Origin of the sequence: Brevibacillus sp. 1238 (assembly GCF_029892995.1) — a bacterium.
GTDB classification, from domain to species: Bacteria; Bacillota; Bacilli; order Brevibacillales; family Brevibacillaceae; genus Brevibacillus; species Brevibacillus parabrevis.
In genome coordinates this window covers 222,564-248,680 of record NZ_JARXWC010000004.1, presented here as the reverse complement: position 1 = coordinate 248,680, position 26,117 = coordinate 222,564, and the positions used below count along the sequence as shown (strand labels likewise).

Annotated in this window: 28 protein-coding genes; 18 read left to right on the top strand and 10 right to left on the bottom strand. The window is 54.8% G+C overall.

The window, feature by feature from the left end; translation table 11 throughout:
* Positions 1 to 68: 68 nt before the first annotated feature.
* From M2298_RS12110 to M2298_RS12100, 3 genes are read left to right on the top strand one after another with little or no spacing between them, the layout of a single operon-like run.
* Positions 69 to 1,568, top strand: a complete 1,500-nt coding sequence (locus tag M2298_RS12110; RefSeq protein WP_173596740.1) for a spore germination protein — start codon at positions 69 to 71, stop codon at positions 1,566 to 1,568.
* 4 nt (positions 1,569 to 1,572) lie between these two features.
* Complete coding sequence (locus tag M2298_RS12105; RefSeq protein WP_173596741.1) at positions 1,573 to 2,661, top strand: GerAB/ArcD/ProY family transporter; 1,089 nt, start codon at positions 1,573 to 1,575, stop codon at positions 2,659 to 2,661.
* Positions 2,658 to 3,779, top strand: coding sequence for a Ger(x)C family spore germination protein (locus tag M2298_RS12100; protein ID WP_280648565.1), 1,122 nt, complete (start codon positions 2,658 to 2,660; stop codon positions 3,777 to 3,779). Before M2298_RS12105 ends, M2298_RS12100 begins: the two co-directional genes overlap by 4 nt.
* Before the next feature lie 15 nt (positions 3,780 to 3,794).
* On the opposite strand, the gene M2298_RS12095 is transcribed toward M2298_RS12100, so the two are convergent.
* The 3 genes from M2298_RS12095 to M2298_RS12085 form a co-directional block, all read right to left on the bottom strand.
* Positions 3,795 to 5,324: an aldehyde dehydrogenase family protein gene (locus tag M2298_RS12095; protein WP_370641109.1), complete on the bottom strand. Its 1,530-nt coding sequence runs from the start codon at positions 5,322 to 5,324 to the stop codon at positions 3,795 to 3,797.
* A 15-nt stretch (positions 5,325 to 5,339) separates the two neighbouring features.
* The gene (locus M2298_RS12090) at positions 5,340 to 5,963 is read right to left on the bottom strand and encodes a TetR/AcrR family transcriptional regulator (protein ID WP_173599633.1); all 624 of its coding nucleotides are present in this window, start codon (positions 5,961 to 5,963) and stop codon (positions 5,340 to 5,342) included.
* Between the two features lie 109 nt (positions 5,964 to 6,072).
* The gene (locus tag M2298_RS12085) at positions 6,073 to 7,080 is read right to left on the bottom strand and encodes a M23 family metallopeptidase (RefSeq protein ID WP_122964495.1); all 1,008 of its coding nucleotides are present in this window, start codon (positions 7,078 to 7,080) and stop codon (positions 6,073 to 6,075) included.
* Between the two features lie 160 nt (positions 7,081 to 7,240).
* Here M2298_RS12085 and larC2 point away from each other — a divergent pair, with 160 nt between their 5' ends.
* Together larC2 and M2298_RS12075 are read left to right on the top strand one after the other, a co-directional pair.
* Positions 7,241 to 8,275 carry a nickel pincer cofactor biosynthesis protein LarC2 gene (gene larC2 / locus M2298_RS12080; protein ID WP_280648564.1) on the top strand — a complete coding sequence of 345 codons (1,035 nt, stop codon included), beginning with the start codon at positions 7,241 to 7,243 and terminating at the stop codon, positions 8,273 to 8,275.
* A gap of 47 nt (positions 8,276 to 8,322) precedes the next feature.
* The gene (locus tag M2298_RS12075; protein WP_063227367.1) at positions 8,323 to 8,874 is read left to right on the top strand and encodes a DJ-1/PfpI family protein; all 552 of its coding nucleotides are present in this window, start codon (positions 8,323 to 8,325) and stop codon (positions 8,872 to 8,874) included.
* A 74-nt stretch (positions 8,875 to 8,948) separates the two neighbouring features.
* Here the strand turns inward: M2298_RS12075 and larC are convergent, their stop codons facing one another.
* Positions 8,949 to 9,710: a nickel pincer cofactor biosynthesis protein LarC gene (gene larC / locus M2298_RS12070; RefSeq protein WP_173596746.1), complete on the bottom strand. Its 762-nt coding sequence runs from the start codon at positions 9,708 to 9,710 to the stop codon at positions 8,949 to 8,951.
* A 132-nt stretch (positions 9,711 to 9,842) separates the two neighbouring features.
* On the opposite strand from larC, the gene M2298_RS12065 reads away from it, so the two are divergent.
* The 3 genes from M2298_RS12065 to lipA all read left to right on the top strand — a co-directional run bounded on the left by M2298_RS12065 (position 9,843) and on the right by lipA (position 14,197).
* A complete protein-coding gene (locus M2298_RS12065) occupies positions 9,843 to 10,967 on the top strand; it encodes a metallophosphoesterase family protein (protein WP_173596747.1) in 1,125 nt (374 codons plus the stop codon).
* On the top strand, positions 10,964 to 13,192 hold the full coding sequence (locus M2298_RS12060) for an ATP-binding protein (protein WP_280648563.1): 2,229 nt from the start codon (positions 10,964 to 10,966) through the stop codon (positions 13,190 to 13,192). The genes M2298_RS12065 and M2298_RS12060 overlap by 4 nt, the downstream gene beginning before the upstream one ends.
* Positions 13,193 to 13,291: 99 nt before the next feature.
* Positions 13,292 to 14,197, top strand: a complete 906-nt coding sequence (gene lipA, locus M2298_RS12055; protein ID WP_122964499.1) for a lipoyl synthase — start codon at positions 13,292 to 13,294, stop codon at positions 14,195 to 14,197.
* A 75-nt stretch (positions 14,198 to 14,272) separates the two neighbouring features.
* On the opposite strand, the gene M2298_RS12050 is transcribed toward lipA, so the two are convergent.
* Positions 14,273 to 15,178 carry a YhcN/YlaJ family sporulation lipoprotein gene (locus tag M2298_RS12050; protein ID WP_274874330.1) on the bottom strand — a complete coding sequence of 302 codons (906 nt, stop codon included), beginning with the start codon at positions 15,176 to 15,178 and terminating at the stop codon, positions 14,273 to 14,275.
* Positions 15,179 to 15,294: 116 nt separating this feature from the next.
* Between M2298_RS12050 and M2298_RS12045 the strand changes: the two genes are divergently transcribed.
* Complete coding sequence (locus M2298_RS12045; RefSeq protein ID WP_274874329.1) at positions 15,295 to 15,933, top strand: YutD family protein; 639 nt, start codon at positions 15,295 to 15,297, stop codon at positions 15,931 to 15,933.
* 62 nt (positions 15,934 to 15,995) lie between these two features.
* Here the strand turns inward: M2298_RS12045 and M2298_RS12040 are convergent, their stop codons facing one another.
* The 3 genes from M2298_RS12040 to glpX form a co-directional block, all read right to left on the bottom strand.
* On the bottom strand, positions 15,996 to 16,247 hold the full coding sequence (locus M2298_RS12040; protein WP_122964502.1) for a hypothetical protein: 252 nt from the start codon (positions 16,245 to 16,247) through the stop codon (positions 15,996 to 15,998).
* 151 nt (positions 16,248 to 16,398) lie between these two features.
* Positions 16,399 to 16,668 carry a DUF3055 domain-containing protein gene (locus M2298_RS12035; protein ID WP_122964503.1) on the bottom strand — a complete coding sequence of 90 codons (270 nt, stop codon included), beginning with the start codon at positions 16,666 to 16,668 and terminating at the stop codon, positions 16,399 to 16,401.
* 12 nt (positions 16,669 to 16,680) lie between these two features.
* On the bottom strand, positions 16,681 to 17,655 hold the full coding sequence (glpX, locus tag M2298_RS12030; protein ID WP_122964504.1) for a class II fructose-bisphosphatase: 975 nt from the start codon (positions 17,653 to 17,655) through the stop codon (positions 16,681 to 16,683).
* Between the two features lie 111 nt (positions 17,656 to 17,766).
* Here glpX and M2298_RS12025 point away from each other — a divergent pair, with 111 nt between their 5' ends.
* The 4 genes from M2298_RS12025 (at position 17,767) to M2298_RS12010 (ending at position 19,969) form a co-directional block, all read left to right on the top strand.
* Entirely contained in the window at positions 17,767 to 17,883 is a 117-nt protein-coding gene (locus M2298_RS12025) for a hypothetical protein (RefSeq protein WP_007777847.1), read from the top strand.
* A 10-nt stretch (positions 17,884 to 17,893) separates the two neighbouring features.
* On the top strand, positions 17,894 to 18,328 hold the full coding sequence (locus M2298_RS12020) for a DUF86 domain-containing protein (RefSeq protein ID WP_122964505.1): 435 nt from the start codon (positions 17,894 to 17,896) through the stop codon (positions 18,326 to 18,328).
* Positions 18,329 to 18,422: 94 nt separating this feature from the next.
* Positions 18,423 to 19,049, top strand: a complete 627-nt coding sequence (locus tag M2298_RS12015; RefSeq protein ID WP_122964506.1) for a helix-turn-helix transcriptional regulator — start codon at positions 18,423 to 18,425, stop codon at positions 19,047 to 19,049.
* 140 nt (positions 19,050 to 19,189) lie between these two features.
* Entirely contained in the window at positions 19,190 to 19,969 is a 780-nt protein-coding gene (locus M2298_RS12010; RefSeq protein ID WP_280648562.1) for a TIGR01457 family HAD-type hydrolase, read from the top strand.
* Here M2298_RS12010 and M2298_RS12005 read toward each other — a convergent pair.
* Entirely contained in the window at positions 19,952 to 20,473 is a 522-nt protein-coding gene (locus tag M2298_RS12005; protein ID WP_122964508.1) for a phosphatidylglycerophosphatase A family protein, read from the bottom strand. The two genes, M2298_RS12010 and M2298_RS12005, sit on opposite strands and share 18 nt — an antisense overlap.
* A 120-nt stretch (positions 20,474 to 20,593) precedes the next feature.
* Between M2298_RS12005 and M2298_RS12000 the strand changes: the two genes are divergently transcribed.
* Genes M2298_RS12000 through M2298_RS11990 form a run of 3 tightly spaced genes read left to right on the top strand, consistent with a single transcriptional unit; the run spans position 20,594 to position 23,542 of the window.
* Positions 20,594 to 21,679 carry a protein kinase family protein gene (locus M2298_RS12000; protein ID WP_173596753.1) on the top strand — a complete coding sequence of 362 codons (1,086 nt, stop codon included), beginning with the start codon at positions 20,594 to 20,596 and terminating at the stop codon, positions 21,677 to 21,679.
* A complete protein-coding gene (locus M2298_RS11995; RefSeq protein ID WP_173596754.1) occupies positions 21,636 to 22,595 on the top strand; it encodes a 2-hydroxyacid dehydrogenase in 960 nt (319 codons plus the stop codon). The genes M2298_RS12000 and M2298_RS11995 overlap by 44 nt, the downstream gene beginning before the upstream one ends.
* Entirely contained in the window at positions 22,592 to 23,542 is a 951-nt protein-coding gene (locus M2298_RS11990; RefSeq protein WP_280648561.1) for an alpha/beta hydrolase, read from the top strand. The genes M2298_RS11995 and M2298_RS11990 overlap by 4 nt, the downstream gene beginning before the upstream one ends.
* 52 nt (positions 23,543 to 23,594) lie before the next feature.
* Here M2298_RS11990 and M2298_RS11985 read toward each other — a convergent pair whose 3' ends face one another.
* Entirely contained in the window at positions 23,595 to 23,816 is a 222-nt protein-coding gene (locus tag M2298_RS11985; protein ID WP_122964743.1) for a NifU family protein, read from the bottom strand.
* 193 nt (positions 23,817 to 24,009) lie between these two features.
* On the opposite strand from M2298_RS11985, the gene cysK reads away from it, so the two are divergent.
* The gene (gene cysK, locus M2298_RS11980) at positions 24,010 to 24,933 is read left to right on the top strand and encodes a cysteine synthase A (RefSeq protein ID WP_063227383.1); all 924 of its coding nucleotides are present in this window, start codon (positions 24,010 to 24,012) and stop codon (positions 24,931 to 24,933) included.
* A 1-nt stretch (position 24,934) separates the two neighbouring features.
* Positions 24,935 to 26,068: a bifunctional cystathionine gamma-lyase/homocysteine desulfhydrase gene (locus tag M2298_RS11975; protein ID WP_063227384.1), complete on the top strand. Its 1,134-nt coding sequence runs from the start codon at positions 24,935 to 24,937 to the stop codon at positions 26,066 to 26,068.
* Positions 26,069 to 26,117 lie beyond the last annotated feature (49 nt).

The window sequence follows — 26,117 nt, the reverse complement described above, 5'->3', positions numbered from 1 at the left end:
TGGATGGATAAAATCACCACCTATCGGTCAAAGTAAGAAGGATTTTCCTGTAGATCGGGGGATTCAAGATGGAGCCGACAGATTGGTGGAGAGCGCAAGTATTCAAAGTGGCACAAGCCAAGAGCGGTGGCGCGTCGCCTTCGCGTGGCGAGCGAATCACGCCGGAAATGATCAAACAGCAAATGCACAACGTGGATGACCTCAGCAGCCTGGCTTTGACGATCAATGACGAAGAGGTTCACGTTTTTTTTCTAGATACGATGGTGGAACTGGCGCAGTTGTATGAAAACGTGTTTTTGCCGTTGCAGCGCTCGGACGGCAGAGATCCGTTGACCGTGCTTCCTTACGCGCAGCCGTGTCGCGAAGGCAACCTGGACTTGCTGCTTGCCAATTTGCTGCGCGGCCATACGATCCTGTTTTTTCTGGAACGGGAGCTTATTTTGCACGTCAATACGTTTCAGGTCGAGCATCGTGCGATTACCAAGTCGGAGAGCGAGGCGACGGTTCTCGGCCCGCAGGATTCGTTTGTGGAGATGCTGGAGATCAACCTGTCGCTCTTGCGCCGCAGATTGACGACGCCCAACCTGAAAATTGTCGCCTACACGATCGGCACAGAGACGCAAAACCGGGTAGCGGTCCTGTACCTGGAAAATATCGCGAACGAGATCAACGTCGAACGCGTGAAGACACGCATCCAAAACGTCGAGTATCAGGGCTTCGTCGGACTGCCTGTTTTGAAACAAATGCTCGAAGACAAGCCGTACTCGCCGTTTCCCCAGTTCGGGCTGACCAGTCGCCCGGACAATGTGGCAGCGGCACTGCTGGATGGCAGAATCATCATTATGCTGAACGGAAGCCCTGAAGCGGCGATCTGCCCGGCCTCTTTTCTGGAGATGTTCAGCAGCCCCGAGGATTTCTACAATCGCTGGTTAACGGCGAGCTTGCTGCGAATGATCCGCTTTTTCGGGCTGTTTGTGACGATTTTGCTTACTTCCAGCTACGTATCCGTCCTGACTTTTCACCCGGAAATGCTCCCTCCCGCCTTGCTGACGATTTTGTCTGAATCGCGCAGCCAGGTGCCTTTTCCTCCGGTCATCGAAGTGATCTTCATCGAGCTGGTTATCGAGATTTTGCGTGAAGCCGGGATACGCATGCCGACGAAAATCGGTCAGACGATCGGGATCGTGGGCGGGATTGTCATCGGAACAGCGTCCGTTCAAGCGGGATTGGCCAGCAACATCTTGATTGTTCTCGTCTCCGTCTCGGCCCTGCTTTCGTTTGTTCCGCCCAATTTTTTGATGAGCAACGCGATTCGTCTCGTTCGTTACGGTTTTATTTTGATGGCAGGCATGATGGGGATGTACGGTCAGATGCTGATGCTTGCTTTTTTGTTTGCGCATTTGCTCAACCTGACCTCTTTGGGCACTCCTTACATGGCTCCGGGTGTGCCGCGCCAGTGGACGGATTTGTTTAATGGCCTGGTGCGCGCGCCGATGAAGTTCATCGTCTATCGCAACCGCATGTCCAGAGCAAAACGCAAACAGGCGCGGCCCGTTGGTGAGGAGTAGATAGATGGACAGAGGAAAGATTCACAGCCTGAATCCGATCCATGTAATCGGGCTGATCATCAATTCAATGGTCGGCGTCAATCTGCTGTCGCTTTCTCATTTTGCCAGCAAAATGGGCTATAACTTGTGGATGGCGCCGATTTTGCTCGGAATCATTGTGACGCTGACGGTCTTTCCGATGATCGCGCTGTGCAGCCGCTACCCGGGAGATACGCTGTTCGGGATTCATGAAAAGTTGCTGGGGAAGTGGCTGGGCAGCTGCCTGAACGTCCTGGTCATCGTCTACGCCATCCTGAACACATCGACAGCGAATGAAGGATACGTCCGGCTTTTGCAAACCTCGATGCTCAACAACCAGACGATCACCATGCCGTTGCTTGGCTTGACACTCGTCATGATGTACATTACGAACGGCGGAATCAAGCTCGTGGCGAGATTTTGCCTGCTGGCCTTGTTTTTTACGGGGTGGATGCTGGTGTTGCTGCATTACGGTTTTCAAAAAGGCGGGCTGTCGCATATTTTTCCGCTTTTCAATACCGATCTGGCCAGTGTGCTTGATGCGCTTAACCAATCCTCAGGCAGTATGCTGGGGTACGAAATTTTGTTGATTTACTACCCGTTTATCATCGAAAAGAACAGAGCGCGGCGCCATGTGTTGATCGGCGTATGGACGGTCGTTTTCTTCTACGTGTTGGTGCTGCTCACGAGTGTGGCGTATTTTTCCGAATGGCAGGTGGCGAATCTCGTCTACCCGATTTTGAATCTGTTCAAGGCTGTCGAGCTGTCCTTTTTGGAGCGGGTAGAAAATTTGGGAATCGGTCTGTGGGTATTTCTCATTCTCAGCACGTCGACCGCGTACTTGTGGATGGCGCGTACGGGGATGGAACAATTGGCGGGGAAACGTCGCTTATGGCATCTCTTGTTGCCGTCCGCGATTTCTTACTTTATGATTCGCGGCCCTCTGTCCGTGGAAGCGCAACGTTACCTGTATGACCAGCTGACTGTTTACTTCGCGTACGGCTTGATCTTGTGGCCGATCTTTTTGCTGATGCTGCACGCTTTGCGGCGAGGAAAGGGGGAGAAGGTGTCATGAGATGGAGCAGTTGGCTCTTTTTGATCGCACTCCTTTCCTGCACGCTTGCGGGCTGTGCCGCCGAATATGAACGTCCGGCGCTTGAAGACATGGCGATGATCGGCGTGATGGGGTTCGACTATGTCGATGATACGCAAATGAAGGTGCTGGTCTCCATTCCGGTTCCGGCAAAAGGCAAGGAAACGACGCAAATTTATGCGACCCAGGCTTCGATGACCAGTGAAGCGATGCTGGCGTTGGCTCCCAAAGTGGAGCGGACGATTACTTTATCGCAGCTGCGCGTCATTTTGTTCAGCGAGGAGCTTGCCCGAAAAAGCGGGATTGGCAAAGTCGTGCTCGATTTGTACCGGAATCCGATTGTGGGCGAAAACGTGTTTATCGCCATCGTCAAAGGCAAAGTAGAGGATGTCATCAGAGGGAAGTACAAGAACAAGCCGGAAATCAACACGTATTTGAACGACTTGCTGCGTCCGAGAGTGGAGACGGCGTTTTCGTCTTTTTCCACGATTCACGATTTTGTCTTCATGATGACCAGCAATATAGGCGATCCGAATTTGCCGTATTTGGTCAAGCAAGACGGGAGCATCGAGATTGCCCAAGTTGCGTTATTGCGAAAGGACAAGATGATTGGACTGTACTCGCAGCGCGAAGGGAAGCTGGTGCAATGTTTGTTGGGACGCAAGCGGCTCCCCCGCGTCAAGTTCGGGTTTGGCGACCCGGACGCTGCGGAGGAGAACGCCGACATGGAAGAGATCATTTTCGACTTCGTCTGGTCGAAATCAAAAGTGCGGAGCAATGGCAATACGAAAAAGCCGGTCATTCATATCGACCTGGAACTGCGCGGCGTGGTCGTCGGCTATGATGGAAAGAAAAACTTGGATAAGCGTCCGCAGATCACCAAGCTGGTCAAACAAATGGAAAAGCGGATTCAAAGTGAAACGAAAACCATGCTGAAAAACTATCAAAAATGGGGCGTCGATCCGGCTGGCTTGGAGGAAAGCCTCCGGCAGAAATACCATGGGAAATGGACGCGGGAAAAAGGATTGGCCCTCTACAAGAAGGCCGATCTCAACATCAAGGTCAAACTGGACATTCTCGGCTACGGAACCATCAAATAAGGGGGAGCAGGCTTGCTAACGCAGTCGTTTCAGCTCCCGCCAGATGGCTTTCAGCGTGGGAAGATTCCATTTTGGCCTTTTTCCGTAGAGCAGATGGGTCAGCCCGGAAAACATCAGCTGCTGGTCTGGCGTGTACGGATACCAGTTGAACTCGCGCTTTTTCGAGCCGGGATCGTGAATGATCGAGATGCTGTGGGTGAAAGCTTGCAGTCCAACCGGGCCGCGGTAACGGCCGATGCCGCTATCCTTGACCCCGCCAAAAGGGAGGTGCGGATTGGCATAGCTGATGATGACGTCGTTGATGCACACGTTTCCGCTCAACAGCTTTTCCGCCACGCGCTGCGCTTTTGCTTTGTCGGCTGACCAGACAGAGGCATTCAAGCCGTAGGGCGATTCATTGACCAGACGGATGACTTCTGCTTCATCGGAAAAGGTGACGATCGGCAGGACAGGGCCGAATGTCTCTTCGCGCATGATTTTCATTTCCGGTGTGACGCCTGTCAGGATGGTCGGGGCAAGGAACATGCTGTCCGTTTGGATCGCTCCGCCAGTGACAGCTGTGGCTCCCGCGGCGAGCGCGTCGTCGATGTGCGCGCGGACGATCCCGATTTGCTGCGGCGACGTCATCGAACCGACTTCTGCCTGCTCGGGAAAGCCTTGGCGCAGCGCTTTTGTTTTTTCGGTGACCAAGCGCAAAAATTCGGAATACACGCGCTCGTGGACATACAGGCGCTCGACGGACATGCACACTTGACCGGAGTTGGTGAAAGCGCCCCAGACGGCACCGTTTGCGGCGCGCTCCAGATGGGCATCGTCGAAAACGATCATCGGGTCTTTTCCGCCCAATTCCAATTCTACGGGGATCAAATGCTCCGCTGCGGCTGCCATGATTTTTTTGCCAGTGGCGACCGAACCTGTGAAAAAGATTTTGTCAGGCCGGGCGGATACAAGCCGACTGCCGACCTCCCGCCCGCCGTGCAGGACAGTGACGACGCCTTCAGGCAGTCCGACAATCTCGAACAGTTCTTCGATCAACAGGCCAGTGGACGGCGTGACTTCCGACGGCTTGAGAATGACGGTATTTCCGGCGACAAGCGCGGACAGCATCGGAATGATGGCAAGCTGAAACGGATAGTTCCACGGCGAGATGACCGCGACAACGCCCATCGGCTTGTAGTGGATGTACGATTTTTTCGGCCAGAGCACGAGCGGGGTGGGAACAGGCTGGGGAGACAGCATTTGCTGTGCGTGCTTTTCGTAAAAACGGATCGTATCAGCGGTGACAAAAATCTCGGTCATGTACGCCTCAAGCGTTACTTTTCCCGTTGCCTGGCTGATTTTTTGCGCCAGCTCCTCGCCGTGCTCGACGAGATAGTGGCGCAGGGAAGCGAGATAGCGCAGCCGCTCAGCGAGGGATGTAGCGGACCAGGCAGCAAAGGCGCGCCGTGCTTTTGCTACGGCGGCATCAACCTCGGCCGGGCTGGCCTCCGTTACCGAACCAAAAACTTCGCCAGTCGCAGGATTGCGCAAAGAGAGGACGGACATCATGGATCACCTCATTCATTTTTGATCAAGCGGAAAAAGCGACGCAAGAAAATGCTGCACTGCAAACTGGAAAAGGGCCAAAGCTTCGGCTGCGGGTTTGTCTTCGTCCAGCAAGCTTTGCAAGATCATGCCGTCAATCAAGGAGTAAACGATCGAGCTGGCAGCGTTCTCGTCCATTGCGAGCGGTGTTTGCCGCTCCGCTTGCAGCCGTCTGAGCATGCGCACAATCAAGTCGTGCAGCCGGGCGCGAATGCGGTGGACTTGTTCGAGAAAGACGGGGGTGTACAAAGCCTGCGCTTGCAAATCGTACCAGAGCCGATGCAGCTTGCGGTCTTCTTGGAGACTGCGCCCGAGAACCGTCACGAGTGCGGGGAGCCAACTGTCCAGGGGAGCAGTGACTACTTCGCGTTCCAACTCGTCGATCAAGCGTTCCTTGTAGCTTGCGATGACAGCGAGCAGCAAATCTTCCTTGCTGGCGAAGTAGTAATGCAGGATGCCGAGCGAGACGCCGGATTCCTTGGCGATATCGCGCAAAGACACGTTGGCGTAGCCTTTTTCCGCCAGACAGGCCGTTGCCTGTTCGATCAGGAAGGCTCGCTTCGCTTCTGCTTTCGCTTGGCTTTTGGAAGGGGGAGTCATGCTGTGCACCTCGTTTTTGGACGATCGTCCAAATTTTGATTTGATTGTAATTCGCTGCTGTGCGCTCTGTCAATGGAAATCGAGAACATGCCAAAAAGAAGCGGCTGCATCACCGCTTCCTTTGACGTTCCCAACGCTTGAGATACGGATAAGGGTCAAAAGCCCAATCGGCTCCCCCTGTCTCCCGGTACATGCCGTAATGCAAGTGGGGCGGAAATTTCCCCGCCGTCCCGGGCTTTCCGTAGCCGGAGCTGCCGACATACCCGAGCAATTGCCCTGGCTCGACGATGTCGCCTGGCTTCAACCCTTTTTTAAACGAGGACAAATGCGCGAAGTAATGATACACGTTGCCCATGTCCCGCATGCCGATTCGCCAGCCGCCGTAGCGGTTCCAGCCAATGACCTCGATGACTCCGTAGGCGGTCGACAGGACGGGCGTGCCGTAGCTGGCGAAAATGTCTGTGCCTTCGTGAATGCGGCGTCCTCCCCAGCCGCGAGCGTCTCCCCATGTGCTGCGGTAGCTGTAGTCGTACCGGGCAGGAATGGGAAAATGACGCTCGTCCAGTTGCAGGTGCTGGTATTTGTCGTACACCTGGGCGAATTGCCGGATCGTTTTTACCGAGCGATCGCGCTGGTAGTAAGACCAGACGCCGATTTGCCAGTCATCCGCCGAAAAGCCGTAAGCGGACAGGTAATGAATAAGCGTAGTGAGTGCATCCAAATCGTTGTTGCGGTCGGCGATCCCATCTCCGTCGCCGTCCATTCCCAGCCCGTCAAAAAACTGAATCGATGCCGGGTTGGTATCTTCCGGATCGGGGTTCATCACGCCTGACCAGCGCTCCTGCGGGATATCAACAGCCGTGAGCCGCGCGTTCGATTCTTGCGTATTGGCTTGTTTTTTGCGTATTTTCATCGTGCGCTCGTACTGGTCAATCGCGGCCAAATAGTTCCACGGAATGCCGTACAAAGACTCCATGCGCAAAAAAAGCTGCAGGCGCTCTTTTAGCAGAGGATCTGTCTGTTTGGCAGCAGAGCCTTTGGCAAAGCCTGATTCCAGCGGCAAAACGATTGCTGCCACGCACAAGCTGATCTGAATGATTAGGCGGAAAACTCGCATGCCGACTCCCTCCAGCCAGGGTAGTTTCCGTTGTAGTTTCTGCCAGTCTGAGCGGATTATCCACGATACTTTTTGGAAGCAGGCGAGCAACTTTTCTCCGGAGGCACGGGCATTTGATGTATGATGCAAGAAGAAACAAGCAAAGTTCGGAGGGGAAAAAATGAAGCTGGTCATTCGGGCAGAAGGTCCGATCATGCTGGAATCATTGGTGAAGCCGCTGCAACGGATTGCGAGCAAGCAAGGGATCGGTGCAGCTGAGCCTGCCGCCGCGAAATTCGCCGGGTGCATGCACGATTTGGCGGAGTGGTATCGGGAGGGCATGGATCAGGAACGCTGGCAACGGGAAGCAGCAGCCTTGCGCGAGCTGATGACAAGCCCTTTGACTGACTGGTGCCGGGGCAAGCTGTATGTGGAAACAATCGCCGTCCCGTTCGGTTTGCCGCTCGCCGCCCTGTCGCTTCTGTCCGGGCTGGCGATTCGGGAGACGGAACAGTTGGAGCCGCGTCGCGACTTTTCGCCGCTCGCCGTGCTCTGGTTGAAGGAAGTGGGAGCAAAGCCGATGCGCGGGCTTGCAGGCGAACTGGTGCAGGTGGAAGGCGAAAACAACGTGGCAGCAATTTTGCTGAAGCCAGGCGTTGAAACGGCGCGAGCAGACGGCATACCTGTCGGGTACGAGCAAAGGCAGCACGCCGACGAGCATATCGACGAAGGCATGGTGATATTGCAAGCGAACATAGATGACGCAAGCCCGGAGTGGCTTTCCTATCTGATGGAGCAATGCTTTTTGGCAGGGGCGAACGATGTGCATTTTTTGCCGGTGACGATGAAAAAGAGCAGAGCCGCGATACTGGTGCAAGTCATGTGCTATCAGAGCCAGCTTGAGGCGATGAAAACGATTTTGTTCAAGGAGACGACGACGTTTGGCATTCGCTCTTTCCCTGTAGCGTGTCACCGTCTGGCAAGGCGATTCATCACCGTCCAGACGAGTTGGGGAGAGGTTGCGGTCAAACTCGGCTATCACAGGGGCGAGCGGGTGCAGATTGCGCCGGAATACGAGCACTGCGCGCAGCTTGCCAGAGCCAACGGCGTACCTTTGCAGCAAGTTTATCAGGAAGCTGTGGAACTGGCCGCCCGTAAAAGTTCTGTAAAAATATGGGCAGACAAGCAGGAGCAAGCCGAGCCGCCAAAGAATTGAAAACGTGGAGTATCCAAACCCCAAAACCGTATGGAGGTGGCTGTGTGATGAGCAAAAAAGTGTTGATCGTTACAGGGGATGCCGTAGAAGCCTTGGAGGTGTTCTACCCGTATTACCGTTTGCTGGAAGAGGGTTACGAAGCCGTGATTGCTGCGCCCAGCGTGAAGACGCTGCACACCGTTTGCCACGATTTTGAAGCACACAGCGAGACGTATACGGAAAAGCCGGCTTATCAGCTGCCTGCGCACGCCGCTTTTGCCGACATCAATCCGGAAGCGTTCGACGCCTTGATCATTCCGGGCGGTAGAGCACCCGAGTACATCAGGCTGAACGAAAACTTGAAGCCGATCGTCTCGCACTTTTTTGAAGCGAACAAGCCTGTTGCCGCGATCTGCCACGGTTCACAGGTGCTGGCAATCGTCTCCGAGCATCTCGCTGGCCGTACGCTGACGGCCTATCAGGCATGCAGGCCAGACGTCGAGGCGATGGGGGCGATTTACGAAAAAGAAACCCTTCACGTAGACGGCAACCTGGTTTCTGGTCATGCGTGGCCGGATTTGCCCGGCTTTATGCGTGAGTTTTTGCGTCTGCTGCGATAAGCCTATCCTAGCCTTTGCCCTTGCCTAAATAAAAACTTCCGCCGACAAAGCACATCGGCGGAAGTTTTTTTCGTTTACTTGTGTCCGACCAACAGCCGCAACACGTTTGGCTGATCGGGCAGGTCGCGTGTGCCTGCGCCGTAGCCGATGGACTCTACGGTCATCGACGGCAACGAACCGAACTGTTCGACTAGGGCGGCAGCCACTCCTGCTCCGGTAGGGGTGGTCAATTCCTTTTGGATGCTCGTCTCGCGCAGCGGTATGCCGAGCAACAGCTCCATGGTCGCCGGAGCGGGAACCGGGTACAGTCCGTGAGCGCAGCGCACGTAGCCGTTTCCGGTCGGGATCGGCCCGCAGTAAAGCTGCTCGATGTCCAGCTCTTCCAGTCCTAAAGCGATCCCGACGATATCGACGATGGAATCGAGTGCGCCCACCTCATGAAAATGGACCGTATCTACAGGGACATTGTGAATTTTCGCTTCGGCGATCGCGATTTTTTCAAAAATAGCCAGAGAGCGGCGAGTTACGCGCGGCGCCAGTCCGGCAGCCTGGATCATCGCCACAATGTCTTTGTGGCTGCGGTGTGTGTGGTCGTTTCCCAGCACTTTCAAAGGCTTCTGCGGCAGCGAGGGAGCGTGGCTTTCATCGATGACGTCCAGCTTCAAAGCGGAAACGCCAGCTTTGACGACGGTTCTCCACTCCAGGCGAAAATCTCCCGGAGACAGCTTGCGCAACTCCTGTTCGATCCGCTCGCGATTGGCTCCTGCGTCCACCAATGCGGCGAGCAGCATGTCTCCGCTGATCCCCGAAAAACAGTCCAAATACGCGATGCGCACAAGAAACACTCCTTTTCAACCAATGATTTCCTCTGTATCATATAGGGAAAGTATGTTCGTCTGATTGGCGATTGCTTGTCCAAAGTGTACCATTTGCCGATTCAGTTTGTCATGCAAGGAGTTGAGCGCTTCGTGTTGTCATTCATTCATACGGCGGACGTCCATCTGGACGCGCCTTTACATATGCTGGCGGATCGTTACGAGCTTAGGCAGGATGATGTTCGCCGCACGCTGCAAACGATTCGCGACCTGGTCGTGTCCAGACAGGTCGACTTTTGGCTGATCGCCGGAGATTTGCTGGAATACCACGGGGGCAGAAGAGCGACGGCTGTATTTTTGCGCGATCTGTTCGAAAGTGTCGCTCCGATTCCCGTTTGCATCGCGCCGGGCAACCACGATCCGTGGCGCGCGGATTCGTTTTACCAGACGATGGACTGGCCTGGCAACGTCTACTGGTTTACCCCGGAATGGGGCGTATACGAATTTCCGGAAAAGTCGTGTGTCATCTACGGCTGGGGCTTTGGACAGCCGCACGTCTACGAATCGCCGCTTGCGACTTTTCCGGGCAAGCTGGATGGCTATCGGCATCACCTGATGGTGCTGCACGGCACGATCTTGAACGCGACGAAAGACGAGCACCAGCCTTACGCACCTATGAGCTTGCAGGAGCTTGTCCAGGCGGATGTAGACTACGTCGCTCTCGGGCACATCCACAAGCCGGAACAATTCGTCCATCCGTTCAAAAAGCAGCCGCTTGCCGCCTATCCCGGTTCGCCGGAAGGATTGACCAATAAGGAAACGGGAGAGCGCTGCGTGTTGCACGGCGAGCTGGACGACGCGGGAAAAGTGACCTTGCAAGCGATCCCGGTCAGTCAGCGGCAGATTCATAAATGGACGATCCACGCGCAAGGAGCGGAAACGGCGGAACAGCTAATCGCAGGGATGGAGGCACAGCTTGGCAGGATCGCCGACCGTGATCTCGTGTATGTGACTTTGACAGGAGAGAGAGCGGCGCATTTTGTTCCCTCGATTCCCGTTCTGGAGCAGCGATTTTCGCGGTTTTTTCTGTTTGCAATTACGGATGAGACGTGGCCGGACATCGATGCGCAGAAGCTGATGGCCGAGGACAGCATCTGGGGAAAATGGCTCGCCAAGCTGGCGCAGATCGAGGCGAATGCCCGCAGCGAAGAAGAGCGGGAAATAGCGAGACTGGCGAAGCAAGAAGCGCTTGCGCGGATTGGGGGGAGCATGCGATGAGAATCGAGGAGCTGACCGTAACCGGGTTCGGAAAATGGCAAGGAGCTGCTTTTCGCTTCGCTCCCGGGCTGAATTTGTTTTACGCCCCCAACGAAGCGGGAAAGTCCACGCTGCTGCAAGCGATTTTCGCCGCCCTGTACGGGATGAAGCGCGACTACGTGAAGACGGCAAGGTATTTGCCTGAATACGAAAAATACCGCCCCTGGCATCAGGGAGAGTATGAAACGATCATTACGTACCAGCTCGGGGGCAAGACGTACCGCTTGCACCGGACGCTTTTGAAAGAGCGGGAACAGGCGCGGCTTTTTCTCGACCCGGAATGGACGGAGCTGACAGACATCTACCTGGAGGATCGCCGCAAGGAACGGAACTTTCTCGAAAAGCATCTGGGGCTTACCCGCAGCTTGTTCACCGATTTGACCTGGATCAGACGGGAGCCTTTGGAGGCTGCCGAGCATCTGTTGCCTTCGTTTGCGGATGTGCAGGAGGCAAGTCCGCTTGTCCACACGATTTTGGCGGAGTTGGATCGCGACTTGACGAGCATCGGCAAAAAGGAGCGGGCGGAAAATACGCAAATGGGCAAGGCTGCATCGCGGGTCGCCCGCAAAGAACAGGAGCTGGCTGATGCCGAAGCCGCCTGGCGCATGATTACCCAACTTGCGCAGTCGATCCGCGGCTGGGAGGAGGAGCGCCAAGGGCTGGAGCAGCGGCGAATCAGGTTGCAGGCGCGCATGCAAAAGTGGCAGGAGCAGGAACAGCTTTTGCAGGAGCGCTGGCAGCGAAGCTTTACCGCAGTCGACAGGCAAGAGTGGGACTGGTGGGAGCAGTCTGCTGGCAGCGAAGAAGAGCGGCAACTGCACCATCAGGCGCGCAAAGAAGTGGAAAAGTGGGGCGAACCGCGAACTGCCGCCGCGCCAGAAGCGATGCCCGACCAAGCGCTGAACGAGCTTGCGGCCGATTACGAGCGAGGGGTTGCGCTTCGCAAACAGCGGGAGCAGCGCCATTTGCGACTCGCTGAGTTAGCGGTTCTCGCTTTGTCCACGGGAACGCGCAGCCGGGGGCAGGGACAAGGGCAAGGACGCGCGCAAAGGCAAGGGAACCAGGCGAAGCGGAGGAAAGGCGTCCTGCGTCTGTGGGGTGTCGCCGGGGTGTTTGCCAGCTTGGGTGCAGTCGGTTTGGCGACGGAGCATCCTGTCCTTGGAGGCAGTGCCATTGGTCTGGCTTTGCTTTTGGCCGCGCTCGGCGTAGTTGTGCTGCGGGCAAAAGGGGGCGCAAACAGCAGCAGTCCCGCCGCAGCCATCGACAGCCAGCAAGCGCTGGAGGGAGAACAGCTGCAACAGGAGATCGCCGCCTTGGACGCCGAGTTGGCGAAGCTGGTGGGGCGTTATGGCGTTTCGGATTGGGATACTTTTCTGGCAAAAAGGGAAGAGCTACAACGAAGCGTGCAGGAGCAGCGGACTGTTGCGCTGGAGAACGATCTGGCCAAAACAAGGCGGGAGGAACTGCTGGCGGAAAGCTGGGGCGAGGCGCTGCGTGCGATTTTAAAACGGGAAAAGCGACAGTGCGAGGAAGCGGGGAGCGACTGTCTGGCGCAGTTAGCGCACATCGAAGCCGAGTTGCAGGAGCTGCGGGAAAAAACGGCGAGGGCGCATGGCGAAATGAATGCGCATGAAAGCGAATCCGTAGCGAGTGCCAGAGACGAATACGAGCAAGCCGTGCAGGGGCTGCGCCAACTGCAGCAACGCAGAGATGCGCTGCAACTGGCGCGGGATACTCTTTTGGAAGCACAAGGGGAGTGGAAGCGGGACGTCACGCCGGATGTAAACCGGATTGCTTCCGAGGTGATGAGCCAAATTACAGCGGGGGCTTATTGCGACGTGAGGCTCGATCCGGGCGAAGGCTTTGCCGTACGCCTGCTGGAGCCATCCCGCAAGCAAATTGTCAGCCAGGAGCAATGCTCCACGGGAACCGCCGACCAGCTTTATTTGGCGCAAAGGCTGGCTCTGCTGCATCATGTGAGCAAGCGGACGGAACCGTTGCCGCTGTTTTTGGACGACCATTTTGTCCACTATGACGACGAGCGGTTGCGAAGAACATTGGCGTACGTTGCCGAGCTGGCAGCGGAGCAGCAAGTGTTTTTGTTTACTTGCCACGAGCGCGAGCGGCGCATGCTGGAATCGTTGCTGTCCGGAGGGGCTCGGCATAAAGTGCATCGGATCGGGTAATTGTTACCTCAATTGTGAAAGAGGTTGCCCCTTGTATATCCAACCTCTATAATGGAGATTGATTATGTCTCGTACCAAGATACATGAGGAGTGGGCCCTATGACGCAACGCAAGCCGGAGTGGCTCAAGATCAACCTTGTTTCAGGACCAGAACTCGCCAGCTTCAAAGAGTTGAAGCAAACGATGCGCAGCAAGACGCTACATACTGTTTGCGAAGAAGCCAAATGCCCCAACATTCATGAATGCTGGGCCAGCGGAACAGCTACGTTCATGATTTTGGGTGATATATGTACCCGTGCCTGTCGGTTTTGCGCAGTAAAAACCGGATTGCCGACGGAGCTTGATGTGGCCGAACCGGAACGCGTGGCAGAAGCAGCCGAGCAGATGCGTTTGCGACATGTTGTCGTGACTTCTGTTGCCCGCGACGACCTGAAAGACGGAGGCGCACAAATTTTCGCAGAGACGATCCGGGCGATTCGCCGTCGTCTGCCGTTTGCCTCTGTGGAAGTATTGATTCCCGATTTCCAAGGAAACTGGGATGCATTGAAGCTCGTCATGGACGCGAAGCCAGACGTGCTGAACCACAATATTGAGGCTGTTCGCCGCCTGTCCGATCGCGTGCGGGCGCGCGCCAAGTACGACCGGACTTTGGAACTGTTGAAAAAGGCGAAGGAATTTCAGCCAAACATTCCAACGAAGTCCAGCCTGATGATCGGCGTAGGCGAGACGCTCGAAGAAGTGATCGAGACAATGGACGATTTGCGTTCCGCAGATGTCAACATCATGACAATTGGTCAGTACCTGCAACCGACGAAAAAGCACCTGAAGGTAGAGCACTATTACCATCCGGATGAATTTGCCCGCCTGAAGGAAGAGGGCATGAAGCGGGGCTTCAGCCACGTCGAAGCAGGGCCGCTCGTACGCAGCTCTTACCATGCCCACGAACAGGCCAATGCAGCGAAGGAAACCATCGCCAAGGAAACGGCAATGCCACAGGCGCAATAACAGGGAAGAACCCCTCCTGCAAGCGAGACGAATCGCGGCAAAAGGGGTTCTTTTTACGTACAGGGGAGATTCGCACTAGCGACTGGTTGTACCCATGTTAGCTTTGTGGGTTGCATGCGCGTTCGTTTGCGCTTTTGTGCTGGTTCCTTGCTCGCGATCCGTCATGCCGCCCATTCGCTTGATCAGCGTATCGATGCTGGCTGCGTCTTCGTTACGCGCCGTATGCAGATTGCTTGAGCGGCTGGCGACACGGGCGATTTCCTGAATGTCGTTCGGATTGTCCGTTACGTATACTTTGTAGTAACGTGGTGAAATCGACTGCGCATTCATTTTCGCCTGGTTTTTGGCGGTGCGGGCATCAGCTCCCTGCGTGTTCAGGCCGACGAAGATTTCTTCATCCGTCACCAGGACAGTAGATTGCTGAACGCCGGGGCAGCTCGTTGTGACGTTGCCGACTGCTTGCGCCAGCGCATCACGGTCTACATAGACGTTTTGGGCGCCAGCGGTCTTCATGCTGGCCCGGTTCGTCTGGACGTAGCCCATTTTCGGCATGCCGGTTTGCATGATGCCAGCTCCTGCACGATTCCAGGCCCGCTTTTGATAAATGGAATGATTCATTCCATTCGGCGTGCCCAACGCTCCGTCGTTGTGGTCGGTAAAGGCGTTGTACGGTCGCATGCCACTTGTGTAGGCGTTGTAATTGTTGACGTTCGCCCGTGGATACGTCCCGTTCGGATGCAAGCCATTATCGACGCCAGGCGCGTTGTTCAGACCGACCCCGTTACGCACGTGCAGTCCGTCAAAGTTTGCGGAGCGCACACCGTCGTAGTTGCGGACATGCAGCCCGTCAACATTCGTTACGTGAGGAGCAGCCTGATTCGGATGCGTGTAGTTCGGCGCAGCGTTGTTTGCGCAAGCGGAAGCCAAGAGAGCAATGCCTGCAATCGCAGGATACAACCATGTCTTTTTCAATGGTAACACCCCCTACACGATAGAATGTCCAGGGGGCAGGTGCAGTTTTCGTGGGAATTTTATCTCTTGCTGTTTGAAATATGGTAAGATGTACAAAAGTAAACAAGTGTAAGGAGGAAGCGGACTTGATTCGCACGCAAGCCGGTACTTATGAAGTCATGGAAGAAAATCGCGACGGCTGGAATCCGGAAGCATTCAGGGAGCGTTACAGCGATATCCTCGATAAATACGATTACATCGTAGGGGACTGGGGCTACGGACAGCTTCGTCTGCGGGGATTTTATACAGATGCCAATCGCAAAGTACCGTTCGAGCAGAGGATCGCCGCTTTGGATGAGTACCTGCACGAGTTTTGCAACTTTGGCTGCCCGTACTTCGTCTTGCGCAAAGTGAAGGATGCCATTGGACATAGCGGTGGAGAGCACGAAGGCAACGACGATAATCCGGACACGATTCTCGATATTCGCCATGACGCGCCAAGGGGAGAAAGTTCGGCTGTCATTGTCGAACGCAAGGACCGACGTCGTTTTAACCCCCGGCAAAACAAGCAGGATCGCCAGGAGCGAAACAATAACGGAGCTTCCCACGACCGTTCCGGTGCTGGTCGCAACGATCGGTCAGACAAGCCCAAGTTCCACAAAGAAAAGCAGGACAAAAACGGCAAGGACTCTTCCTCGCGGGAAAAACGTCCGAACCAGATGCGTCCCAACCGGGAGCGCGACAAAGTTCCGACTGGTCAGAACACGCCCAAGCGTGACACATAGAAAGACAAAAGCAAACAGCCCCGGGACTAGGGGCTGTTTTGCTGTACATAAATCTTGCTTCATCAAAAGCCGCCGCCGTAAAACGGAAAGGGCTGATACGGGTACGGGTAGTACGGATAGGAGTATGGATACGGGTATGGATAGTAATAAGGCGGATAGTAGCTATAAGGAAGCGGAATGATCACAGGGCCAATTCCTTCGTCTCTTCTTCGGCGAAAGAAGACGGGATGCGCCTGGTCTTCCGGAATCATCTGATATTGTTCGTCCGCCTGATGGCCCTGCAACTGGTTTTCGTCAGCTTGATACGGTTGCATATTGCGACTGCACTCCTCTCAGTGTCTGTATGTGCAGTAGCAGTATACGAGACATCCGCCTGCAAGGAGCGTTGTCCCGATGGAAATGGGCAGCAAAAAAGCCTATCCCCGGGCTCTTGTGTCAAGAGCGGGATAGGCCCAAAAAGCGGAATTAAACGACAGTCTCCAAAAAAGTTTTCAGCTCTTCAGCTTCCCGCTCGTTCAGATTGAAGGCAAATTCGAGGTAGCCTTCTTCTTCGAGATCGTCGTGCCCGATAATGGCAGAGCGGCCGTTTTGGATGTTGATGACGATTTTTTTGCCGTAAAAACGGTTTGTCGTCGTGATAGCCAGATCGAATCGGGTAGCTTCGCCCATAAAGCTGACGAAGCGGGTTTTCGTGTCCTCCGGTTCGTCGTACAAGAAAAACAGGTCATTCACCATAAATACGCTCCTCTACTTCCATAACAGATTTGGTTTGTGTTCGATATTGTGCAAAGCGCGGACAAAACGGATCGTTTTCGTTTGGGCGCGCATGACGATGGAATGCGTCTCCACCATATCGTCGCCCAGGTAGCGAACTCCTTGAAGCAGCTCGCCGTCCGATACGCCTGTGGCGGCAAAAATGGCGTCGTCTCCTTTTACCATATCGTTCAAGGTCAACAACTGCTCCGGATTGGTCAGGCCCATCTTGATACAGCGTTCGCGTTCCCCGTTATTTTGCGGCTTGAGCATCGCCTGCATGTCTCCGCCGAGGCATTTGATCGCCGCCGCGCTAATGACGCCTTCCGGTGCTCCGCCGATTCCGAGAAACAGGTCGATCCCTGTATGTGGCAGACAGGCGGCAATCGCTGCGCCTACATCGCCATCGCCGAACAGCTTGACGCGCGCGCCTTTTTCCCGCACCGTGTCGATGATGTGCTGGTGCCGCTCCCGTTCCTGAACGATCACAGTCACGTCGGAAACGCGCTTGTTGTTCGCTTTCGCTACCACTTCAATCATTTTATCCACGGGATCAAGCAAGTTGATTTGTCCCGCAGCCCGTTTGCCCACAGCCATTTTCATCATGTACATGTCAGGGGCATGAAGCAGCGTTCCGCGGTCACCGATCGCGATGACCGACATGGCATTGTTGTGGCCTTTGGCGACGATCGTGGTTCCTTCCAGCGGGTCGACAGCGACATCAACCTCCGGGCCGCCAGCTTCGGGGTGACCGAGTTTTTCGCCAATGTACAGCATCGGCGCTTCATCCAGCTCTCCTTCGCCAATCACGACGGTTCCCCGCATGTTGATGGTGTCGAACATGGCGCGCATGGCGCTTGTCGCCGCTCCGTCCGCTTCATTTTTCTTTCCCCGACCCATCCAATGAGACGAGGCGAGGGCAGCCATTTCCGTCACCCGCACGATTTCCAATGCCAGTTCGCGTTCCACAGTTGTGTTCCTCCCTTTATGCCGGCAAAATTCACCCCATCATTGTAACACAAAGTACAAGCTGATTCGTGACAGCAGGGACAAATTTGGTATACTGTTGGAGGAAAAGAGGTGAAAGCCGTGAGCAATTCCTATTTGCAGGAAGGGGAATTGGTCCTTCTCGTCCTGGTGCTGACATTTGTGTTTACTACCTATTATGCGAAACGAAAAGCCAAAAAGCGAAAATAAGGAGAATCTTATGTACGACGTGAATACAAAGCGAATTGACCAAGTTTTAGCATATATGTCTCTCATGCTTGATCTGCTGGACAAGCTCAGGGAACGAGGAGCCGAGGCGGTTTTGGCGGATGAAGTGGCTGTTGCAGCGATGGAGCGAGCCCTGCACTTGTCCATCGAAGGAATTGTCGATGTAGGGAATGCGTTGATCGACGGCTTTATCATGCGTGACCCTGGCAGCTATAGCGACATCGTAGAAATTTTGCGTGACGAACAAGTCATTACAGATGAGCAAGCGGTCGTCTTGACGCGCGTCGTTGATTTCCGCAAGCATCTGGTGATTGACTACACAAGCGTTCCTGCTGGAGAAATGTTTGCGCTGGCAGAAGAGGCAGTCGCAGCGATGCGCCAGTTTGACCCGCAAGTTCGCGCTTTTTTGCAGAAAGAATTGTTCTAGAAAATGGAGAAGCGGATTTTTTATACAAAACACTTTCGTTTGTTTACTAAAGCGTGCCGATCCGCTACAATAAGTAGAAAGGACGGTGATACGTATGACAAACGAGGGGACGTCCACTCGTGACCAAATCCTGCACATGCTCAAGGTAAAAGGCTCACTCTCTGTCAGCGACATGGCCGTCGAGCTTGGCATTACTGAAATGGCGGTCAGACGCCATCTGAACACTTTGGAGAGAGACAATCTGATCAAGTCCACGCTTGTAAGACAAGCAATGGGACGACCGACGAATGTATATTCCTTGTCGCAGGAAGCAGATGAGCTGTTTCCGCGCAATTATTCTCATTTGACACTGGACTTCCTGCAAGATTTGAAAGACATCGACGGAATGGGCAAAGTCGAGATGCTGTTTCGCCGCCGCGAAAATCGCCTGGAGGAATCGTATCGCTCCCAAGTGCAAGGGGAGTTGAAGGACCGCGTAGCGAAGCTGGCGGAGCTGCAAAACGAAAAAGGCTACATGGTGGAATGGGAAGCGGACGCGGACGGCAACACGTACCGCATTCAGGAGTTCAACTGTCCGATCGCCCAAGTCGCGCGCGAGTTCAACCAGGCTTGTACCTGTGAGCTTTCCTTGTTCCGCCGCGTGCTGAACGCCGATGTGGAGCAAACCTCCTGCATGGCAAAAGGCGGAGACAAGTGCGTGTTTGAAATCAAAAAAGCGTAAATACAGTGTCAGTGATGACCACTTTTGTACGATTGCGTGCGAGGGTGGTTTTTTGCTGTTGAAAAAACATACAGCCGACTCGTCAAACGATGAAAAAGCGGGTATGGTAAATGGGTACAACAGGGTGGAGGAGATCAGACATGAAACCATACAAAGGCTATTTGCTCGATTTGGACGGAACGATTTACCGCGGTCATGAAGTGATCCCAGGGGCTGGCGAGTTTGTCCGCTATTTGCAGGACAAGCAGATTCCGTACCTGTTTTTAACCAACAACTCTTCGACATCGGCTGAGCGAGTGGCGGATCGGTTGACGGGGATGGGAATCGAGGCGGCTGCCCGTGACGTTTACACGACAAGCATGGCGACTGTCCAGTATTTACAAGAGCAGGCGCCCGCCGGGGCAAACGTATACGCGATCGGGGAGGAAGGCTTGCTGACACAACTGGAAGCAGCAGGCTATCGCCTGACCGAAGCTGATCCGGACTACGTCATTGTCGGAATCGACCGTGCCTTTACCTACGAAAAGCTCGCAGTGGCTGCGCGCGCGATCCGTTCAGGAGCCACTTTTATCGCAACCAATGCCGACGCTGCTTTGCCTACTGACGCGGGGCTATTCCCGGGGAACGGCTCGTTGGTAGCGGCTGTTTCCGTTGCATCCGCCACCAAACCGATTGTGATTGGCAAACCGGAGTCCATCATCGTGCGCTATGCGCTGGAAGTGCTCGGGACAAAAGCTTCCGAGACGTTAATTGTCGGCGATAACCTGTTTACCGATATTGAAGCCGGAGCAAACAGCGGGTTGGACAGCCTGCTCGTTTTGACTGGCTACTCTACGCGTGAGGAAGCCGCCAGCCATACGGCAAAGCCGACGTATGTCGCCAGCGATTTGCCGGAATGGCAGCTACGAATCTCGCTCTAGACACTCTTCCTGCTGCTTTTGGCGATGGGCAATCCGGCTCGAAGCTGCTGCGGCTACCGCTCCTACGAGGTCGTCCAAAAACGTGTGGACGCCGAAGCTTTTGTCGTTGAGCTGGGCGAGCTTGCCGTGTTTAAGCTTGTCGACATAGCCGAAGTTGGTGAAGCCGATGCTGCCGTACAAATTCACGATGGCGAGCGCCAACACTTCATCTACGCCATACAAAGGCTCGTCCGCTTCAATAATCGACTGGAGCGGGGGCAGCAGCTGTTTTTGTTCGGCGAGCATGTCCAGCTGAATGCCAGTCAGCAAGGCATTTTGCACCTCGCGCTTGTTCAGAACGGCCTGCACGCTCTCCAGACACAGCTGCATCGTCAGATCGGGGACGTATTGTTCTTGCAGGAAAAAGACAATCTCGGCGATGTCGTCGAGGGAAACGCCGCGTTTCGTCAAAAGCTCAATGACCGCCTCCAGGCAGCTTTCGCTGTTCAGCGGGTGTTCGACCATCGGTATTCCTCCTTTTCTGGCAAACATGGGTGCTCCTAGTATCTGCAGCCAGATAGGCACCTATCCCGGCTTGGCGACATACAATGCGCCTAGAGAAGGTGTGCAAGGAGGCTGACCTGTATGGAGGAAAAAGAACTGCTTCAGGAGCAGTATGGATTCCAACTGCAAAATTATCGGGTGACGGGCGCCAGCAAAGTGCTCGAAACCGACCAGGGCTTGTATTACATGTTTGAAGCGCCGGCGGGGTATCGATACAAAAGCAAATTCATCGAGAAAGTGCGCAAGCATCTGGAGCAGCAAAAAGACATTCGGATGCTCAAGCTGGTCAAGACGACGGGCGGGCAGCCCCATTTTGTCGAGGATGAACAGCTATACTACTTGTATCGGGGAGTGCGCGAGTCGGTTCCGGAAAATTCGTTTTACGCCAGCGGACAGTCGTTGGCGCAGTTCCACCAGGCGACGAAAAATTTTTCCGGCGAAAAACTGTTCATCCCGTACAGCTCGCTTGGAAACTGGCCGAGTACGTGGAGACGGAAATTGCGGCATTACAACGAGTACCGCGATGAACTGGATGAGTCCGATGCCGAGTTGACGCCGATGGATGAGCTGCTTTTGACTTGCTACACGTACGTGCATCAGCTTGGGGAAATATCTGTGCAATACTTGCTGGAAGCGGGCTACGACAAAGTCGTGAAAGAAACGGCAGGACTTGGAAAAGTAGCCTACCAAAATTTTGATCAAGGGTATATGCTATGGAATGAGAAGGATGTACGCCTGATGGCGGGAGAATGGAACTGGGTTCTCGACATGCGGGCTCGCGATCTTGGGCAATGGCTGAAAGCCGAAACGAAGCGCAACGGTTGGAACGACGAAGCCGTGATTCACTTTTTGGACGGCTACAACAGTGTTGCGCCGTTGCTGACAGGAGAGTACGCCGTCATTTACGCCCTCATGCTCTACCCTGGCCGTTTTTTGAAGCTCGTGGAGTCGTACAAGGAGCTTCCGCTGGAGGAGCGGCAGGAAGTAAACGCGGAAGGCTGGCAATCCCAACTGGAAGACGAGCTTGCGAAAATGGAAGAAGGACTCCGGCGCTATCCCCGTCTGGTCGCAGATCATTATGGCGTCACCATTCCACAAATCGATTGGCTGTGGAGGCAAAACAATGAGCAAGCCACAAGTATTCGTCACGAGGAAACTGACCAATGAAGTCATAGCCATGCTGGAGACGGTAGCCGATGTGAAGCAATGGGAGGAGGACACTCCTGTGTCGCGCGAAAAGCTGCTCGAAGAGATCGAGCACGCCGATGCGGTGCTGACCATGCTGACGGAACGGGTGGACGAGGAGCTTTTGGCTCGTGCCAAAAAGCTGCGGATCGTCGCGAATATGGCTGTGGGCTATGACAATATCGATGTGCCTGCCTGCAAAAGACGCGGGATCGCGGTGACCAATACGCCAGATGTTTTGACGGAAGCGACCGCAGACCTGGCATTCGCCCTGCTGCTTGCGACTGGCCGGAGAGTGACGGAAGCCAACCGCTTTTTGCTCGCAGGCGAGTGGACGTCATGGAGCCCGTACTTGATGGCGGGACAAAGCGTGTACGGAGCTACGCTTGGCATTATCGGCATGGGGAGAATCGGGGAAGCGGTCGCACAGCGAGCAGCCGGGTTCAACATGCGCATTTTGTACCATAACCGCAATCGCAAGGAAGAGGCGGAGGCCAAGACGGGAGCGCGGCTGGTTGGGCTGGAGGAATTGCTTCAGGAAGCGGATTACGTCGTGCTACTGACGCCGCTGACAGCGGAAACGAAGCACCTGATGGGAGCGCATGAATTTTCCCTGATGAAAAAATCGGCGGTCTTCGTGAACGTTTCCCGTGGCGGAACCGTCGATGAAGCCGCTTTGTATCATGCTTTGACCACTGGACAGATTTGGGCGGCGGGGCTGGACGTATTTGTCCAGGAGCCAGTTCCGCTCGATCATCCGCTTTTGGCGCTGAAAAATGTGGTGGCGCTCCCGCACATTGGCAGTGCCACGATCCAGACGCGCAATGAGATGGCGTCGCTGGCCGCCGCCAATATTGTCGCTGTACTGAGTGGAAAGGAGCCGTTGACCGCTTTATGAGTACCGTGTTGATCATCGTGGCGAGCCTTTTGCTGCTGGGGATTCTGGCCGCTTCCGCCGTCGTTTTGCATGTGACGTGGCGCTTGACGCATCCGGTGCGCAAACCGATTGACATGAACCCGGAGGACTTCGGACTGGTGGCGGCGGAAGCGGTTGTTTTTCCCAGTCGGGAGACGAATATTTCGCTCTCGGGCTGGTATCATTCCGCTGCCCGAAACGGGCGCACGCCGAATGGCCGGACGCTGATTTTTGCCCATGGCTACAGCCAAAACAGGCAAGAGCCGCACCTTCCCGCTCTGGCGCTCGCAAGCAAACTCGTTCAGGCGGGCTACGATGTGTTGATGTTCGATTTTCGCAACAGCGGGGAGTCGACTCCGGCTTTGACTACAATCGGTTTGCGCGAGCAGCATGACTTGCTCGGCGCGATTGATTTTGTGGCGGCGAAGCATCCCGAACAAACCATTGGACTCGTCGGTTTCTCCATGGGGGCGGCGACTTCTTTGCTCGTCGGGGGAAGAGATGCGCGGATTGCGGCTGTGGTGGCGGACTCTCCCTTTTATTCGCTCAGCGAGTATTTGGAAGAAAATTTGCCGCAATGGACGGGCCTCCCGCGCTTTCCTTTCAACTGGCTGATCTTGACGCTGAGTCCGGTTTTTCTCAGGGCGAATCCGCGTCATGTCAAGCCTTTTGAGATCGTTCGCCAAGCGAAAAAGCCGATCCTGTTCATTCATGGCACGGGAGATCATACGGTGCCTGCGGAAAACAGCAAGCGGCTGCACGCTCTGGCAGAAGACGAGGATTCGCAAATTTGGCTGGTGCCGCACGCCGGGCACGTACGCAGCTTTGCTTTGATTCCCGACGAGTACGCAGAGCGGGTCATCGCCTTTTTGGAAAGAGGCATGGCGAAAACGGGGCAAAGTGGCAAGGCATCGATCTTGGGAAAATGAAAAAAGCAGCTACGCGTAAGCGGGTAGCTGCTTTCATGGCTGTGCGCCTGGATTAGAATACTTGTTGAACTTCCTTGATGCCTGGGATTTCTTCCACCAGTGCACGTTCAATCCCTGCTTTCAGGGTAATGGTGGACGAAGGGCAGCTGCCGCATGCACCCATCAGGCGCAGCTTTACGATGCCTTCTTCTACGTCAACGAGTTGTACGTCGCCACCGTCACGTTGCAGGTAAGGGCGCAGTTTATCGAGAACTTCTTGTACTTGATCCATCATATCCATGGTCGATTCACTCCTTTCCAACCTCTCCTTTATTATAATCGTACGCCGGTGATAAATCCATGGCTTACATGCCCTGTCGACACTTTCCTGGGAGAAGTATAATCAAAGTGGGCTGGCATGGACTTTTTGCAATAGCAGCATGTTATAATGAAAAAGCAAGTACTTCAACATAAGGAGTCAGATCTTCGTGAACGTATTTCGCAATGTGAAGGAACTGATTGGCAATACACCAATCGTCGAAATTACACAGTTTGAGCTTCCAGAAGGAGTGCGCTTGTTCGCCAAACTGGAATACTTTAACCCAGGTGGCAGCGTAAAAGACAGACTGGGCATGGAATTGATTCGCGCCGCTGAAGAGAGCGGCCAGCTGAAGCCAGGCGGCACCATTATCGAACCGACAGCAGGGAATACAGGGATTGGCGTAGCACTGGCCGCTGTAGGAACCGGCTATAAAGTCATTTTTTGCGTACCAGCCAAATTTTCCGAGGAAAAGCAAGAGTTGATGCGCGCACTGGGAGCCGAGGTTGTAAATACCCCGACTGAACTGGGGATCAAGGGAGCGATTGCCAAAGCACAAGAGCTGGCAGCATCGATTCCTGGCTCATTCGTGCCGCAGCAGTTCGCTAACCCGGCAAACCCTGACGCCCACTACAAGACGACAGGCCCTGAAATCTGGAGCCAGATGGACGGACAAGTAGACGTGTTCGTTGCAGGCGCCGGGTCTGGTGGTACGTTCATGGGGGCTGCCCGCTACCTGAAGGAGCAAAACCCGAACGTCAAAACCGTCATCGTGGAGCCAGAAGGTTCGATTTTGAACGGGGGAGAATCCGGTCCGCACAAAACGGAAGGGATCGGCATGGAGTTTTTGCCGCCATTCATGGACACCAGCTATTTCAATGCGATTCACACGATTCTCGATGTGGAAGCATTTGATCTGGTCAAGCAGCTCGCAGCCAAAGAAGGCTTGCTCGTCGGAAGCTCTGCCGGAGCAGCGATGGCAGCAGCTTTGCGCGAAGCGAAAGAAGCAGCGCCGGGTACCAACATCGTCACGCTGTTTGCCGATGGCAGCGAACGCTATCTGAGCAAAAAAATCTACCAGGGGGGAATCTAAGATGCGCATTAAAACTCGTCTGATCCACGGCGGTATCGATGGAGATCCACATACAGGAGCGGTTTCCGTTCCGATTTACCAAGTGAGCACGTACAAACAGGAAGCGATTGGCGTGCACAAAGGCTTCGAATACTCCCGTACGGGCAACCCGACGCGTCACGCGCTGGAAACGTACATTGCCGAGATCGAAGGCGGAGCACGCGGCTTTGCTTTTGGCTCCGGGATGGCGGCTTTGTCCACGATTTTGTCTTTGTTCAGCAAAGGCGATCATCTTGTAGTGGGTGACGATGTGTACGGCGGTACATATCGCGTCGTAACCCGCGTATTTTCCCGTATGGGTCTGGAAGCAAGCTACGTCGACACGAGCAACCTGGAAGCGGTAGAGGCAGCCATTCGCCCGGAAACAAAGGCGATCATCATGGAAACGCCGACCAACCCATTGCTCAAAGTAAGCGACATCCGTGCGCTGGCAGACATCGCCAAAGCAAAAGGCGTGCTGCTCGTAGTCGACAACACGTTCATGACTCCATACTGGCAAAATCCGCTCGATCTGGGCGCAGACATCGTGTTCCACAGCGCAACGAAGTATTTGGGCGGACATAGCGATGTGGTCGCTGGTCTGGTCGTTGCAAAAGATGCGCAGCTTGGCGAAGACCTGCATTTCGTGCAAAATGCGATTGGCGGCGTCCTCGGCCCACAAGATTCCTGGCTGCTTCTGCGCGGGATGAAAACGCTCGGAATCCGCATGGAAGAGCATGAGCACAACGCCCGCACGATAGCAAAATGGCTGTCTGAGCGCAGCGACATCAAGCGTGTCATCTACCCTGGCTTGTCCAATCACTCCGGTCATGAGCTGATCCAAAAACAGGCTCGCGGCTTTGGCGGCATGATCTCCTTCGACGTTGGCAGCGCAGAGCGTGCCGATGAAGTTTTGGCGAAAGTGAAGTATTACACATTGGCAGAATCGCTCGGGGCAGTAGAAAGCCTGATCAGCGTGCCTGCTCGTATGACGCATGCTTCCATCCCGGCAGAACGCCGCGCCGAGTTGGGCATCACAGATGGACTGGTTCGCATTTCCGTGGGAATCGAAGATGTGCAAGACCTGATTGAAGATCTGGATCAGGCTCTGTCCTAAATCGCATAACGAATGCAACTCAGCTACGGACGGACTCGCGAGGAGGCGG

Excerpts from the sequence above, each read along its gene's own strand:
- M2298_RS12110 (WP_173596740.1), top strand. The coding sequence starts at position 69 with ATGGAGCCGACAGATTGGTGGAGAGCGCAAGTATTCAAAGTGGCACAA.
- M2298_RS12105 (WP_173596741.1), top strand. The coding sequence starts at position 1,573 with ATGGACAGAGGAAAGATTCACAGCCTGAATCCGATCCATGTAATCGGG.
- M2298_RS12100 (WP_280648565.1), top strand. The coding sequence starts at position 2,658 with ATGAGATGGAGCAGTTGGCTCTTTTTGATCGCACTCCTTTCCTGCACG.
- M2298_RS12095 (WP_370641109.1), bottom strand. The coding sequence starts at position 5,324 with ATGTCCGTCCTCTCTTTGCGCAATCCTGCGACTGGCGAAGTTTTTGGT.
- M2298_RS12090 (WP_173599633.1), bottom strand. The coding sequence starts at position 5,963 with ATGACTCCCCCTTCCAAAAGCCAAGCGAAAGCAGAAGCGAAGCGAGCC.
- M2298_RS12085 (WP_122964495.1), bottom strand. The coding sequence starts at position 7,080 with ATGCGAGTTTTCCGCCTAATCATTCAGATCAGCTTGTGCGTGGCAGCA.
- larC2 (WP_280648564.1), top strand. The coding sequence starts at position 7,241 with ATGAAGCTGGTCATTCGGGCAGAAGGTCCGATCATGCTGGAATCATTG.
- M2298_RS12075 (WP_063227367.1), top strand. The coding sequence starts at position 8,323 with ATGAGCAAAAAAGTGTTGATCGTTACAGGGGATGCCGTAGAAGCCTTG.
- M2298_RS12060 (WP_280648563.1), top strand. The coding sequence starts at position 10,964 with ATGAGAATCGAGGAGCTGACCGTAACCGGGTTCGGAAAATGGCAAGGA.
- lipA (WP_122964499.1), top strand. The coding sequence starts at position 13,292 with ATGACGCAACGCAAGCCGGAGTGGCTCAAGATCAACCTTGTTTCAGGA.
- M2298_RS12040 (WP_122964502.1), bottom strand. The coding sequence starts at position 16,247 with ATGCAACCGTATCAAGCTGACGAAAACCAGTTGCAGGGCCATCAGGCG.
- M2298_RS12035 (WP_122964503.1), bottom strand. The coding sequence starts at position 16,668 with ATGGTGAATGACCTGTTTTTCTTGTACGACGAACCGGAGGACACGAAA.
- M2298_RS12020 (WP_122964505.1), top strand. The coding sequence starts at position 17,894 with ATGTACGACGTGAATACAAAGCGAATTGACCAAGTTTTAGCATATATG.
- M2298_RS12015 (WP_122964506.1), top strand. The coding sequence starts at position 18,423 with ATGACAAACGAGGGGACGTCCACTCGTGACCAAATCCTGCACATGCTC.
- M2298_RS12010 (WP_280648562.1), top strand. The coding sequence starts at position 19,190 with ATGAAACCATACAAAGGCTATTTGCTCGATTTGGACGGAACGATTTAC.
- M2298_RS12005 (WP_122964508.1), bottom strand. The coding sequence starts at position 20,473 with ATGGTCGAACACCCGCTGAACAGCGAAAGCTGCCTGGAGGCGGTCATT.
- M2298_RS12000 (WP_173596753.1), top strand. The coding sequence starts at position 20,594 with ATGGAGGAAAAAGAACTGCTTCAGGAGCAGTATGGATTCCAACTGCAA.
- M2298_RS11995 (WP_173596754.1), top strand. The coding sequence starts at position 21,636 with ATGAGCAAGCCACAAGTATTCGTCACGAGGAAACTGACCAATGAAGTC.
- M2298_RS11990 (WP_280648561.1), top strand. The coding sequence starts at position 22,592 with ATGAGTACCGTGTTGATCATCGTGGCGAGCCTTTTGCTGCTGGGGATT.
- M2298_RS11985 (WP_122964743.1), bottom strand. The coding sequence starts at position 23,816 with ATGATGGATCAAGTACAAGAAGTTCTCGATAAACTGCGCCCTTACCTG.
- M2298_RS11975 (WP_063227384.1), top strand. The coding sequence starts at position 24,935 with ATGCGCATTAAAACTCGTCTGATCCACGGCGGTATCGATGGAGATCCA.